At 41.5% G+C, this 13,433-nt stretch carries 13 protein-coding genes and 1 tRNA gene; 5 read left to right on the forward strand and 9 right to left on the reverse strand.

Going from position 1 to position 13,433, the window contains the following annotated elements; translation table 11 throughout:
- Window positions 1-62 precede the first annotated feature (62 nt).
- Window positions 63-674 carry a low-complexity tail membrane protein gene (locus TOL9009_RS0122350; RefSeq protein ID WP_029634750.1) on the forward strand — a complete coding sequence of 204 codons (612 nt, stop codon included), beginning with the start codon at window positions 63-65 and terminating at the stop codon, window positions 672-674.
- A gap of 6 nt (window positions 675-680) precedes the next feature.
- On the forward strand, window positions 681-860 hold the full coding sequence (locus TOL9009_RS0122355; RefSeq protein WP_029634752.1) for a hypothetical protein: 180 nt from the start codon (window positions 681-683) through the stop codon (window positions 858-860).
- Window positions 861-980: 120 nt separating this feature from the next.
- Here the strand turns inward: TOL9009_RS0122355 and TOL9009_RS0122360 are convergent, their stop codons facing one another.
- The gene (locus TOL9009_RS0122360) at window positions 981-1,517 is read right to left on the reverse strand and encodes an alpha/beta hydrolase (protein ID WP_029634754.1); all 537 of its coding nucleotides are present in this window, start codon (window positions 1,515-1,517) and stop codon (window positions 981-983) included.
- 358 nt (window positions 1,518-1,875) lie between these two features.
- Between TOL9009_RS0122360 and TOL9009_RS0122365 the strand changes: the two genes are divergently transcribed.
- Window positions 1,876-3,588 (forward strand): DUF1565 domain-containing protein, encoded by a 1,713-nt coding sequence (locus tag TOL9009_RS0122365; RefSeq protein WP_029634756.1) that lies wholly within the window; start codon window positions 1,876-1,878, stop codon window positions 3,586-3,588.
- Here TOL9009_RS0122365 and TOL9009_RS0122370 read toward each other — a convergent pair.
- Together TOL9009_RS0122370 and TOL9009_RS0122375 are read right to left on the reverse strand one after the other, a co-directional pair.
- Entirely contained in the window at window positions 3,585-3,947 is a 363-nt protein-coding gene (locus tag TOL9009_RS0122370; protein WP_029634758.1) for a hypothetical protein, read from the reverse strand. The genes TOL9009_RS0122365 and TOL9009_RS0122370 overlap by 4 nt on opposite strands.
- 166 nt (window positions 3,948-4,113) lie before the next feature.
- Entirely contained in the window at window positions 4,114-4,383 is a 270-nt protein-coding gene (locus TOL9009_RS0122375) for a DUF3493 domain-containing protein (protein WP_029634760.1), read from the reverse strand.
- Window positions 4,384-4,417: 34 nt separating this feature from the next.
- On the opposite strand from TOL9009_RS0122375, the gene TOL9009_RS0122380 reads away from it, so the two are divergent.
- Window positions 4,418-4,489, forward strand: a tRNA-Thr gene (locus tag TOL9009_RS0122380).
- Between the two features lie 95 nt (window positions 4,490-4,584).
- On the opposite strand, the gene mutT is transcribed toward TOL9009_RS0122380, so the two are convergent.
- The 6 genes from mutT to TOL9009_RS0122410 all read right to left on the reverse strand — a co-directional run bounded on the left by mutT (window position 4,585) and on the right by TOL9009_RS0122410 (window position 12,317).
- Complete coding sequence (mutT, locus tag TOL9009_RS0122385) at window positions 4,585-5,004, reverse strand: 8-oxo-dGTP diphosphatase MutT (protein WP_029634762.1); 420 nt, start codon at window positions 5,002-5,004, stop codon at window positions 4,585-4,587.
- Window positions 5,005-5,525: 521 nt separating this feature from the next.
- Complete coding sequence (locus TOL9009_RS0122390) at window positions 5,526-5,870, reverse strand: DUF760 domain-containing protein (RefSeq protein ID WP_029634764.1); 345 nt, start codon at window positions 5,868-5,870, stop codon at window positions 5,526-5,528.
- A gap of 167 nt (window positions 5,871-6,037) precedes the next feature.
- The gene (locus tag TOL9009_RS46040) at window positions 6,038-6,232 is read right to left on the reverse strand and encodes a hypothetical protein (RefSeq protein ID WP_144238306.1); all 195 of its coding nucleotides are present in this window, start codon (window positions 6,230-6,232) and stop codon (window positions 6,038-6,040) included.
- Between the two features lie 44 nt (window positions 6,233-6,276).
- Window positions 6,277-7,233 (reverse strand): RNA polymerase sigma factor, RpoD/SigA family, encoded by a 957-nt coding sequence (locus TOL9009_RS0122395; protein ID WP_029634766.1) that lies wholly within the window; start codon window positions 7,231-7,233, stop codon window positions 6,277-6,279.
- Between the two features lie 716 nt (window positions 7,234-7,949).
- Entirely contained in the window at window positions 7,950-11,219 is a 3,270-nt protein-coding gene (carB, locus tag TOL9009_RS0122400; RefSeq protein WP_029634768.1) for a carbamoyl-phosphate synthase large subunit, read from the reverse strand.
- A gap of 549 nt (window positions 11,220-11,768) precedes the next feature.
- Window positions 11,769-12,317, reverse strand: coding sequence for a DNA starvation/stress protection protein DpsA (locus TOL9009_RS0122410; RefSeq protein WP_029634770.1), 549 nt, complete (start codon window positions 12,315-12,317; stop codon window positions 11,769-11,771).
- Window positions 12,318-13,160: 843 nt separating this feature from the next.
- On the opposite strand from TOL9009_RS0122410, the gene TOL9009_RS0122415 reads away from it, so the two are divergent.
- Window positions 13,161-13,409: an Asr1405/Asl0597 family protein gene (locus tag TOL9009_RS0122415; protein ID WP_029634771.1), complete on the forward strand. Its 249-nt coding sequence runs from the start codon at window positions 13,161-13,163 to the stop codon at window positions 13,407-13,409.
- Window positions 13,410-13,433 lie beyond the last annotated feature (24 nt).

Raw genomic sequence — 13,433 nt, forward strand, 5'->3', positions numbered from 1 at the left:
TAGGAGTTATGAGATATGAGTTTTTAACTCCTAACTCTCAACTCATAACTTCTGATTATACTATGTCCTCATTTCGCTCTGAACCTATTTTGTGGATTCACGTTGCTGGATTGGCAACGCTGCCGATTTTTTTGCCGCTGTGCTTATTGTTTTTGGCAGTAGGCGATCGCTCACTACCAATTTGGTTAGAATTATTAGTAGTTGCGGCAATTGGCGTTCTACCACTGTTGTGGATGCAGTTACGCCGTCCTTTTTATATATTTGCTCTTTTGGGAGTAGCCATCAAGCCAGAAACTCTCTCAGAACCCCAGCGTAAAATTCTCTGTTTAGTTAATACAAAATTAAATCGCTTCATAGCAATTTTCGGAGCTGTATTATCAGTTGCAGTACTGGGACTGCTTTATCAAGCAACTCCCCAGGTAGCAAACATTGCTCGGCTTTTACCTCAATGGAGAGGTTTAGCATTGCTGCTTGCTGGATTATCCTTTTTGGCGAGTAATTTATTTTTGCAAATTCCCCTGAGTGTCGCACGAGTTTTGGTGACGAAGGAAACAGAATTTGCTGCTTTAGAACCGTTATCTTTAGAAAAGATTAAGCAGGATTTTACAATTTTAGGGGTGCGGGTTAATCAAATCTTGCCCCAGTTGACTGTCAAAGTTAAAACTGAGGAATGAGTAATTATGGCTCGAATTCAAACTTCTACCGTTACGGAAATTTGGGATAGTCTCATCTCGGCGATCGCCGCAAGTTCTGGCTTCCAAAGCTGGCAACTAGAACATGATACTCAATTACAAAAGCTTCGCCTTGATCAGCAAGTAAAGCGCTATTTGCGGGAAACTTTAGAAACCTTAGCCTACTAAATAGCTAAGTATAAATGACGAGAAAAAATAATCCCTATAGCTGATTGTCAATATTACAAAGGCAATTGGCTATTTGTCATGAGTATAAATGTTAAGCTAGTTTTTTGACGTAAATAATACTTAAAAACCGAGTATATCTTGTAAATTTCCTTGCAACCGACGAAGTTGATGGTAGGCAGCTTCTAGACGGTCTCCTTCAACTTCCACTTCCTTTGTGGGATAATTTTGAATAACTTCTATCAGTGTAATTTGCCTATCTTTACTGGCAGAAACTACCAAAGCACCACGCAAAGCTTGTTTGTCTGCCTGACGCGATCGCGTGTGAATAACTTGAGTAAGTTGATCTAAAATCACATTACCAATTCGGCTATTGAGCACTTTATCTAAAATCACCGGATTTACCTTTACAGGTTGCGTCAAGTACTGACGAATTGCTTGAGGGTTTTGTCTAGCCAAAGCTAAATTCACTCTTAAGGTAGTTGAGAGTTTACCAGTTTGGGCAAAGGTAGACAACTCCTGTACCGAGACTGATTCTCGGAAGATGCGATACTTCAACACCACCGTTTCCGCAGCCAAAGCAGGAACACCTGAAAGTATAAAATAAATAATTATTACTAAAACTAACCCATTACACACAGACAAAAATTGGCAACGCATTTTCCCTTATTTCCCCAAGCTTGGCTGTACTTTTAACGATACAGCAGACTGCGTTGTGATTAAATAGGCGTAGAGACGTTCCATCGGAACGTCTCTACAGAAGTATTGTCAACTGCAATAGCTTTTAATTACAGCCCAAAAACACTACTATAAGAGGCTTTTTGGTCAAACTTCAATTCAGCTTGACAGTTTTAAAACTGTAACATTGAACAACATTAGCGTTGATTTTTATTCAAGAATTTGGCTGATAAGGTGCTCTTATTCCGGTATAGTTTTGCATAGGTTTTACAGCGACATGGCTGCTATCGATACTTCTTTCAACTTACCTTAATTCACTCAAATCACAGATATAAAAAAGATGAAACGTCAGGGTTTTCACAAGCCTCAATCGAAAACTTTTCGCCTTATTTCTAGCAGTCACCCTAGATATACTCTACCCTTGCGAGCAGGACTAAGCGCCTTGATACTGGTTTCTGCCGGATCAATGCGATCGCCTGGTCAAGTAAATACTGGTGCTACCCTCTTTGAAGGTATAACTCCAACTCTAACCGCGCAAGTTCCAGCAACAGCAACAGCAATTTACGTTAATCCAGCGACTGGTGCAGACAGCGCTACTAGCAATTCTGAAGCAACACCCTATAAAACTATCACCTTCGCCCTCAGCAAGGCTCAACCAGGTACAGTTATTCAACTTGCTGGTGGTAGTTATAACAGTGAAAGTGGCGAAAAATTCCCATTGTTTGTTAAACAAGGTATCACACTGCGCGGTGATGATGCTAGCAAAGGTCAGGCGATATTAATTACAGGTGGTGATTTCTTCGTTAGCCCCACCTTTGCGCGTCAGAACATTACAATTCGCGCTGACAAAGATTCTACTATTACTGGCGTTACTGTCACCAACCCTAATCAACGCGGTAGTGCCGTGTGGGTTGAATCAACTAATCCCAGAATTGCAAACAGTACATTTATTAACAGTATAAGAGAAGGTATTTTCGTTACGGGTACAGGTAATCCTAAAATTGAAAATAACGTCTTTAGTGAGAACAAAGGCAACGGTGTTTCCGTAGCTAAATCTGCCACAGGTGAAATTCGCAATAACTTGTTTCAATCAACTGGTTTTGGAATTGCAGTTAGCGATTTGGCAGCTCCTTTAATTAGTGATAATCAAATTATCCAAAACTTTGGCGGCATTGTTGTCACTGGTAGCGCCAAACCGATCCTGCGTAACAATGTAATTCAGGATAACCGAGATCACGGATTAATTGCGCTTCAGAAATCTTTACCAGACTTGGGAACTCAGGAAAATCCTGGTAAAAATCTGATTCGCAATAACGGTAAAAAAGACCCGAAAAAGCTTTTTGACGTATTAAATGCAACCACTGTGAATACAATAGTTGCTGTTGGTAATGATATTGACCCTACCCGAATTTCTGGCAAGGTAGATTTTGTTGCTGCCAGCGTTGAACCACCCACAGGTAACGGTCAAACCGCTTTTAAGGATGTACCTGGGGGTTATTGGGCAAAAGGATACATTGAAGCTTTAGCCTCTGCGAATATTATTGCGGGTTTCCCCGATGGTACCTTTAAACCTAATGAACCTGTAACACGCGCTCAATTTGCTACTATCGTCAATAAAGCTTTATTGCCAGCAAGCAAACGCCCAGGTATTGATTTTAAGGATCTGCAAAGCAATTTCTGGGCTTACGCAGCAATTCAATCTGCTTACCAGGGTCAATATGTCTCTGGCTATCCCGACGGTACGTTTAAACCACAGCAGCAAATTCCTAGAGTGCAGGTGTTAGTATCTTTAGCCAACGGTTTGGGTTTAAATGCCCAGACTCAAAATGCTCTGGGTTTCTATACTGATGCGGCACAGATTCCCAAATATGCTACAGATTCGGTTGCTGCTGCAACTTCCAGGCAATTGGTAATTAATTATCCTACCGTTAAGCAACTAAATCCAAATCGTGAGGCAACTAGGGCAGAAGTTGCTGCTTTTGTTTACCAAGCGCTAGTTAGTGCAGGACGCGCTCAAGCAATTCCCTCACCTTATTTGGTACAAACTCCCTAATTAGGGAAGGGGACAAGGGGGACAAGGGGGACAAGGAGACAAGGAGAATAAATCCCTTCTGCCCTCTGCCCTCTGCCTTTCCTGATAATTCTTCTTTCCCCCATCCCCCCCTCTCCCCATCTCCCTTCCTCTTCAAGCGCGCAATCAAAAGTTGAATTGCAAAATTCATACCGATTTGCATAATCAAAGCGCCAAGAGTTAACAATTGTTAACTCTTGGCGCTTCAAATATTCTGAGTTTTTTAACTTTGGGGTCTTTAAAATTTGGTTGACCCCATTTAAATTTGTGGACTTATGTTCAGGATCTTTATATTCGCTGACCCTGTTTGAACTATTTTTAGTTTCTGTTGAAAATCTCAAGTTTTCAGATTTCCTAATAATTTCTTAATTTTTCCTGTATATATGTTTCGGATTATATAATTATGTTAAGTTTATTAACTAAATTAGACACCTCTCACCAGATATAAAAGGTAAACCAAGCAAAAAAAGACAATTTCTACCGTAAGAAGCTTATACTTCTACTCGTTTATGAGCGCTTTTGCCGACGCTGTTCCCATCGCCAAAGAAATACCATTAAGGCAACAACCCCTACCTGAAGTGCTAAGTTAGGCAAAGTGCTATCAACATCGCGTCCTGCAAGCAGTTGGGAAAAAAAGACAAGTGCGCCGATGAAACCAGAAGCACCACAACCAATATATATAAATTGCCGCAAGCCGCGATAGGGGGCTGCCATTTCTGCCTTGAGACGGGCGTATTGTTCTGGGTTAAGGCGATTTTTGGGATTTTGTTGTACCATGACCTTATTAATGGTATAATTAGAAATGCCTTTTGCCGATGTGGCTCAGTGGTAGAGCACTCGATTCGTAATCGAGCGGTCACGGGTTCAAATCCCGTCATCGGCTTTAATGAAAAATCCGCCCTCAGATTATAAGTCTGGGGCTATACGAACAAAGCCCGCCTTGTCTAGGACACGCATTCGCGATCGCGGGCTATCAGATTATAAGCGATCGCCTTGACGTAAAGCTGCGATAATTTGAATATTTGCCTGAGGAAAAGCAAAGCGATCGAGTTCATCCAAATTCACCCACCGAATTTCATCGGACTCCAGCGGTTGAGGAACACCCGTAAGATGGCGGCAATGATGTACAGTCAGGGTAACACGCAAGTGGGTATAGGTATGATCGATAGTGATCAGATGTTTTCCTACTTCAATAAGTATTCCCAATTCTTCGTTAATTTCCCGTTTGATACATTCTTCCACGGTTTCGCCTTTCTCGATTTTACCTCCAGGAAATTCCCACAAACCGCCCATTGCGCCTTGCGAACGACGGCGATCAATTAATATTTGCCCTTGACCATTCCATATTACGGCGACACCGATGATTTTGTGGGGCGGTGGAGAAATAATTTCAATCATGGTTTTTAGTTAGTAGATAGTGGTTAGTGGTTAGTGGTTATACCAATTATTTGTGAAGTTGCATATAATTTGACCCCACCTCTTAATCCCCTCCCCGCTTGCGGGGAGGGTTAGGGTGGGGTTCTTTCTATGCGTCTTCATATTAAATTGGTATTAGTGGTTAGTGGTTAGTAGATAGCGGGACTTAGACATTTTTTGTGGTCAAAAAAAGCCTCAAAGCTATACACATAAAATTGGTATAAGCATTAACAAAAACTCGGCAGATTAACTTGATTTCTACCGAGTTTATATTTTCGCTACGAATTTTAAGTCCGTTTGAATTTATCTAAGCGACTGTATCAAAATTTAATAATTTTCAATTTGGTATTTTGGACAAACATTGACCGATGAGCTTTGCTCAACATCTCCCGTTTGCCAATTCATAGCTCCTATTTTATCCCACGCTTCATTGAGTAAGACGTGGGACTAATGATTGATTTGAGTTAACAACATCGAATTTCTCAGACGAAAACTTCAAATGCTTAGTAGTTTTCCGTGTTATTAATTTCATCTCCCTGCAATGCAGTTTCAAAGTTCATTCTTTGTTCAGCATTACGCAAGAAATAACCACTAATCATTGCAGAGGCAAGAAGCCTACCCAAACTTTCCCGGCTGGTTGTAATAGTTACAGCAAAGTGTTCCGCAGGCAGGTTGCCCAATAGTCCGACAATATTGCGCTCCATTACTTGAAAGACTTCTGGAGAATTGGGTTTAGATAACTGGTTAATTGTCTCTGGACTCAAGGCTTTAACGTACTGCCACAGCACTTCGGAAGTTTCTGGCTCACTGTTAAAAAATTCTGAGACTTGATTGGATGGGTTACTCACGTTTTGCCTCCTTTACTACCACACCTACGTGCGGTGTTTGTAAATTGAATAGTAAAAGCTTGTATTATATTTGACTAAGGAACCTCTTGTCTGTTCCTGTCAACTAATGTAACAAGTTACTTCTCATTTGGGAGTCGGTGTAACCGAACCAAAAGCAGCGTAGTTTCTCACCTCGTTGAATAGTTGGTAGGGGATGGTTGATAGTTGATGGTGGATAGTTCGTAGTGGATGGTGGATAGTTCGTAGTGGATGGTTGTAACGAGTACTTTTTCACAACCAACTACTAACAACCTGGATAGTTGATAGTGGATGGTGGATAGTGGATAGTTGGTAGTGGATGGTTGTAACGAGTACTTTTTCACAACCAACAACTATCAACCAACTACTAACAACCAACTACTAACAACTAACTCGCCAAATATTCACCCATATTTGCTTTAGATTTGCGAAGTTTAGTTAGAGCTTCGCGTTCGATTTGCCGTACTCGTTCGCGACTGATGTTTAAAAGTTCACCGATTCTGGCAAGAGTAAGCGCTTGTCCATCGGTTAATCCAAAGCGGAGGGTGAGAACTTCTCGCTGTTGGGGGGTCAGGTCTGCCATGAGACGGTCTAAGTCAAAAGATAGAGAAGATTGCATGACGAAATCTTCTGGAGTAAGTCCTGGATCTTCTAACATTTCTCCGAGTTCGGTATCGTAATTATCTCCTAGCCGCAAATCGAGTGATAGGGGCAGACGAGCTTTTTCTAGATATTCTCGGACTTGTTTGGGGGTTAATTCTAATTCTTGTGCTAGTTCAGCAGATGATGGAGCGCGTCCTAATCTTTGCGACAAATGGCGCTGTGCTTTTTTGATTTTATTCAGTTTTTCGGTAATGTGGATGGGCAAGCGGATGGTGCGAGCTTTTTCGGCGATCGCTCGCGTGATGGCTTGACGAATCCACCAATAAGCATAAGTAGAAAATCTGTAGCCTTTGGTGGGGTCAAATTTTTCTACACCCCGTTGCATCCCAATGCTGCCTTCTTGGATTAAATCGAGTAAATCAACGTTGCGCTTGATGTACTTTTTCGCAACCGATACGACTAGTCGCAAATTGGCTTCTACCATTTTGCGCTTGGCTATTTCACCTTCGGCGATCGCTTCGTTTAACTCTGGTGGTTCTAAATTTGTCGCTTTTGCCCACTCTTCTAAAGTCGGTTCATGACCTAACTTCATCAAAAGCGACTCCTTTACCTCATACAAAACAGTTGCACGTTGCACCTGTTTGCCATAACATATCTCTTCCTCGTGGCTTAAGAGTGGCACGCGGCCAATCTCACGCAGGTAAGTCCGCACTAGGTCTGTCGCTGTCTGAGCGGTCTTCATGGCGCTACTCTTTGGTAATGGTGGGTTTTACGGTAGGGTGAAATGATAAATGCATGTATTGCCGGCGTTACTCAGTGTATTTGATAATCCAAATTTACAACTTATATGCCTCTGGAAGACTGGTAATAATATTCATATTTATTTAGTTGTTAACTGCTAGAAGGTACAATTGTTTTTCCTTCGTTGCAAGTGCCTAGAGTTAGATAAAAAGTAACCAATACTACATATTTCCTATCTTTCGGGTATTAATAATTGTAACATTTATGAGAATATTTTGACTAGAGGCATCATAAAATTTCTTTACTCTTTCCTTTCATGAAAGACTAATATTTCCCTAAGGCTTTCTAGAGGTTCATTTAATAAATCTATCTAGGGTCAATAGAAGTGCCTAAGATTGCTTAAAAAAAATTAACAATCTTAGTCTGGGACTGGGGATTAAGGTAAAAATTAAATATGCGTTATCCAGAACCGCTAGAGACGTAACAGTGCTACGTCACAATAATTCTTTTTCACCAGCTTAGGGGAAAAGGGAAGAAGTCACCCAACGGGAGAGCCAGCTAGACGGAACGGAAACCGTTCCCTTGAGACTGGACTCATTTAAAACACGCACAGAATTATTTTTTCCAATTCTATCCCCCCGCGCAACGCACTGCCTCCCCTTTACCCCTCTTGAGGAAGCCAAATAGAAATTGGCTTCCCTCAATAAACGTTAACCGTTAACTGACTCGGTTGTACTCTTGGATGACTTTGACATCTAAAGTTGTATTTTGTAGCGAACGGATGGCAGCGACGGTGGCTTTGGCGCCGGCGATGGTGGTGATGATGGGGATTTTGTAGCCTAAGGCTGTGCGACGAATTAATCTAGCATCAGTATGAGCTTCTTCTCCGGAAGGTGTGTTGATGATAAGTTGGATTTTCTGGTTTTTGATTGCATCTACGACGTGAGGACGACCTTCATGGAGTTTCAAAACTAACTCGACCTTTAACTTATGATCTTGCAGGACTTTACGTGTACCTTGGGTAGCCATGACAGTAAAGCCTAATTCGATAAATTCCCTAACCACATCAACTACGGGGGATTTGTCGCGATCGCTCATCGAAACAAACACAGTTCCTGTTAATGGTAAATGTTCCCCTGCCGCAATTTCCGCTTTGGCATAGGCACGTCCAAAATCGGTGTCAATTCCCATCACTTCACCAGTAGAACGCATTTCTGGTCCCAAAATCGTATCTGTACCAGGAAATTTGTTAAACGGTAATACTGCTTCTTTCACCGCAATGTGTTTTGGTATAACTTCTTGAGTGAAACCTAATTCCTCTAAAGTTTGACCGGACATAACTAAGGATGCTAATTTAGCAAGTTGTACGCCGGTGGCTTTAGAAACAAACGGTACAGTACGGGAGGCGCGGGGATTTGCCTCTAAAATATAAACTTGGGGAGAATAGCCTTGAGCACCAACTACAGCAAATTGAATGTTCATTAACCCGACTACTGATAAAGCTTGGGCTAGTTGCACCGTCCAAGTGCGGATTTGCTCAAGAACCGCTGGTGGTAAAGATATCGACGGCAAAGAACAAGCAGAGTCTCCTGAGTGAATCCCGGCTTGTTCGATGTGTTCCATAATACCGCCAATTACTACCCTTCCGGTATGGTCGGCGATCGCATCCACATCAACTTCAATGGCATTTTCTAAAAATTTATCAATCAAAATCGGATGTTCCGGTTCCACTAGCACCGCAAATTTCATGTAGCGTTCTAATTCTGTATCAGAATAAACGATTTCCATCGCTCGTCCCCCCAATACGTAGCTAGGACGCACTACCACCGGATAACCAATCCGTTGGGCAACAATTAGCGAATCTTCGTAACTCCGAGCCATACCATTTGCAGGTTGAGCTATATTTAACTGGTTGAGAATCTTCTCAAACCGCTCCCGGTTTTCTGCCATGTCGATAGAATCAGGGGAAGTTCCCCAGATTTTGGTAGTTGGCTGTTCACTTCCATGACCAAGTTTGTTTAAATACTCCTGTAACGGTATCGCTAACTTCAATGGTGTTTGTCCACCAAATTGGACAATCACCCCAACCGGGTTTTCGGCTTCGATGATGTTGAGAACATCTTCTTTGGTCAACGGCTCAAAGTAAAGGCGATCGCTTGTATCATAATCTGTCGAAACTGTCTCCGGATTAGAGTTGACCATAATTGTCTCATAACCTGCGCCCTTTAAAGCATAGGCAGCGTGACAACAACAATAGTCAAACTCAATTCCCTGTCCAATCCGGTTGGGACCACCACCCAAAATCATCACCTTGGGCTTGGTGGTTGGCATGATCTCGCTTTCGTCTTCGTAGGTAGAATAATGGTAAGGAGTAAAGGCTTCAAATTCGGCAGCGCAGGTGTCCACTGTTTTGTAAACTGGAATCACGCCTAATTCTTGGCGATATGTCCGAACTTCATCTTCGTTCTTTTTGGTGGCAAAGGCAATCTGGCGATCGCTAAATCCCTCTTGCTTAACTGCATACATCTGCGCTTTTGTCAACTGTTGCAATGGTGTGCGCTTGAGGAATTTCTCAGTTTCCAGCAGTTGCTGCATTTTATCCAGGAACCAAGGGTCAATCCCTGTTAATTCGTAGATTTCCTCAAGAGTTATTCCCGATAGCATTGCATGACGCACAGAGAAAATGCGATCAGGATTCGGAGTCCGCAATTGAGCGCGAATTTGTTCACCACTGGGTAACTTTTCTTTAATGTCGCAACCCCAACCAGCGCGACCGGTTTCAAGCGATCGCAGTGCTTTTTGAAAGGATTCGTTAAAAGTCCTTCCAATTGCCATTGCTTCCCCTACCGATTTCATTTGGGTAGTTAGCACAGGTTCAGAACCTGGGAATTTTTCAAAGGCAAAGCGAGGTATTTTTGTTACCACATAATCGATTGTCGGCTCAAAGGAGGCGGGTGTTTTCTTGGTGATATCATTTTTGATTTCATCCAAGGTATAGCCTACTGCAAGCTTTGCTGCTATTTTCGCAATGGGGAAGCCGGTAGCTTTAGAAGCTAAAGCCGAACTGCGGGAAACACGGGGGTTCATCTCAATAACAACTACATCGCCATTTACGGGATTGACGGCAAACTGGATATTAGAACCCCCAGTTTCTACGCCAATTTCGCGGATGATTTTGATTGCCATATCCCGCAACCGCTGATATTCTTTATCAGTCAAGGTTTGTGCCGGAGCGACGGTAATCGAGTCGCCGGTGTGGATACCCATTGGGTCAATGTTTTCGATTGAGCAGATAATCACCACGTTATCTGCTAAATCGCGCATAACTTCGAGTTCGTATTCTTTCCAGCCAAGTAAAGACTGATCGATGAGAATTTGGGAAACGGGGCTAGAATCGATACCCGTTTGTGCCATTTCTTCAAATTCTTCTTGATTATAGGCGATACCGCCACCGGTGCCACCCATAGTAAAGGCTGGACGGATAATTAAAGGATAGGAGCCAATTTTACGAGCGATCGCTTTTGATTCTTCTAAGGTTGAGGCTGTACCGCTAGGACACATCTTTACCCCGATTTTAACCATCGCTTCGTTAAACAGCTTTCTATCTTCGGCTTTTTCGATTGCCGGGAGTTTAGCGCCGATTAACTCGACATTATACTTTTCTAGGGCACCACTTTTCGCCAAAGCTACAGCCAAGTTGAGAGCGGTTTGTCCTCCCATTGTTGGTAGTAGAGCGTCGGGACGTTCTTTGGCAATTACTTTTTCGACTAACTCTGGTGTTAGCGGTTCGATATACGTGCGATCGGCTGTTTCCGGATCGGTCATGATTGTCGCTGGATTAGAATTTACCAGCACCACTTCATAACCTTCTTCTCGCAGCGCTTTACAAGCTTGGGTACCAGAGTAGTCAAACTCACAAGCTTGTCCAATCACGATAGGACCAGAGCCTAACAGTAGAATTTTCCTGAGGTCATCACGACGGGGCATAATTGTTGCTTTGCAGTATAAAAATAGAAATCCTGATTATTTTAAGGTTCTTTACCCCTAACTCATGTTGTTTATTACCAAGTTCTCTAGGTTTGGTGACATGAGGGATGAGGGGGATGAGGAAAAATTTATCCAATGCCCAATGCCCAATGCCCAATGCCCAATGCCCAATGCCCAATGCCCAATGCCCAATGCCCATTATCCTTTTGTATGCCTAAATTTATTTAATTATCATCGTAAAACTTACAGGTTTGTTGCAAATATTTTTTGTTTAAAGTAGTAATTTTTCTCAGGATAAAAGAATTTTTCTCTAAAACATGTAATTTTCTCTTTTAAAATAATGTATCACTTGAGATGCAAATATTTCTTAATTAGTTCAGCAAAATTTTTTTAACGTTAAATATTATGTTTTTATATTTAGTTAAATAAAAAATGGCAGAGAGTTATATACTTGGCTCTCTGCCATATTTTATATTTTTTTAAGAATAAGCGGTGACAACCTTTTGTTTAATCTAAGCTAGATCACTCTAGATGATGAGCGTGTTAGTTCTAAGCAGGTTGGACAAAGCCTAAAGTTAAGCTATCTTTAGCTAGGAAGTGAGCCAAATGATAAGCTCTTTCTTCAGTTTTTAACAGAATTGTTTCGTACAAATACCGTGTAGCACGGTCCCCTAAACTCTCTGCTTGAGCGGCTTGGCGGCGAATTAAGCTAATCATAGCTTGTTCTGCTGCTAAGTTATGTTCTACCATTTGACGGCAAGAATATACGCCATCTGACTCAGGTTCAAAACAGCATAATTCTGCTAGTTTGCTGAAGGTAGCAACTGGCACACCGCCCAATCCATCTAAGCGTTCTCCAACATCATGAACGTGTCCTTGAACTTGTTCGTAGCTTTCGCTAAAAAACTCATGTAGTGAGTAGAATTCTGCACCTTCTACTACAAAATGATGTTTTTGGTACTGCAAGTACAATGCTTGAAAACTAGCCAAGACAACGTTAAATCCTTCGCAAACTGGTGCGGTTACACTGCTATCCAGTAGTACGGGATTGTCATAAACCTGACCAAAATTTCGTAATATAGTTTGCGTTTCTGACATTGTTACCCTCGCTTTTAGGCAGTTATAGATGCAAGCTGCTTTTGTCCTTACATACTAACATCTAAGAAATAAAAGTAAACCGATCAATATCGTTTGAAATATGCATTCAGTTTGATTAATTTTGGGCTTTGAATGCACATTATTAAAATTTTATATCTAATTGACTATAGACGTTTAATAAAAAATATGGTAGGTTTTCCAAGCTTTAAAAACTGGAAGTGATTAAAATCCCATAGCGGCAGCCCCCCAGTTGCTCAAACTACCACTGCGCCTACTCCATGATAGGACTTATGCACTTTACAAATCGATTATTGTGTGCATAAGAGTATAGTGCCAACTTCTATGCGGTCACATTGAGCAAAAACTTTCGATTTCTATCTCAGGCATTACATACAGCAAATTTCGGGTATATGAGGTACATACGTAAAACCCAAAACCCTATAGAGACTACCAAGTGCTACGTCTCTACATGTATTTCATGACAACGCAATCTGCTGTAAGTTGATTTTGCTTGTATTTATTTAAAGAAGGACTTACGCACTCGTTACCAGAAAACAAGACTTAAAGATTGCAACCGAAGCGTCGATAGGGACGGAAATATGTAGTCCGTGCGTAAGTCCTGTTAAAGAAGGAAAGAAAGCAAATAAGTCTTAATCACATAATCAGATTTTTGTCAATGGCTAAGTCTTGTATGAAAAATATTGGATTTTTTCAAATTTTAATGAGAATTGTTTGCACTTGAGTTATTCTTATTTAAGGGGTTAAACTTCTAAAATTTTCAATAAAAAAATAGTACAGTCGCATAGTTACTGCGATCGCTGTAGCACTTTGAGGGGAATTATCTTGAAATCATTCAGTTCAGAAGTCGAAGCACAGCACACTGTTGAGGTGAATTGGGTAGATCGCTGGCAAGTCTATCAACGCTTGCAAGAGTTAGATATTCCTTGTTGGTGTCAGACTAATCAGCCATTGAAAGTTGAAATTAGCAATGTTACCGCAGCTATTCAACTCTGGAGTGTGATCCGACAATTCACAATTTCCCGCCAAGAGATGATTTACACTCTTAAGGATTGTTGGCAGAATAAAGCTTGATATTATATGTCAATTAAAAATAGG

It is taken from the genome of [Scytonema hofmanni] UTEX 2349 (assembly GCF_000582685.1).
Classification (GTDB): domain Bacteria; phylum Cyanobacteriota; class Cyanobacteriia; order Cyanobacteriales; family Nostocaceae; genus Hassallia; species Hassallia hofmanni.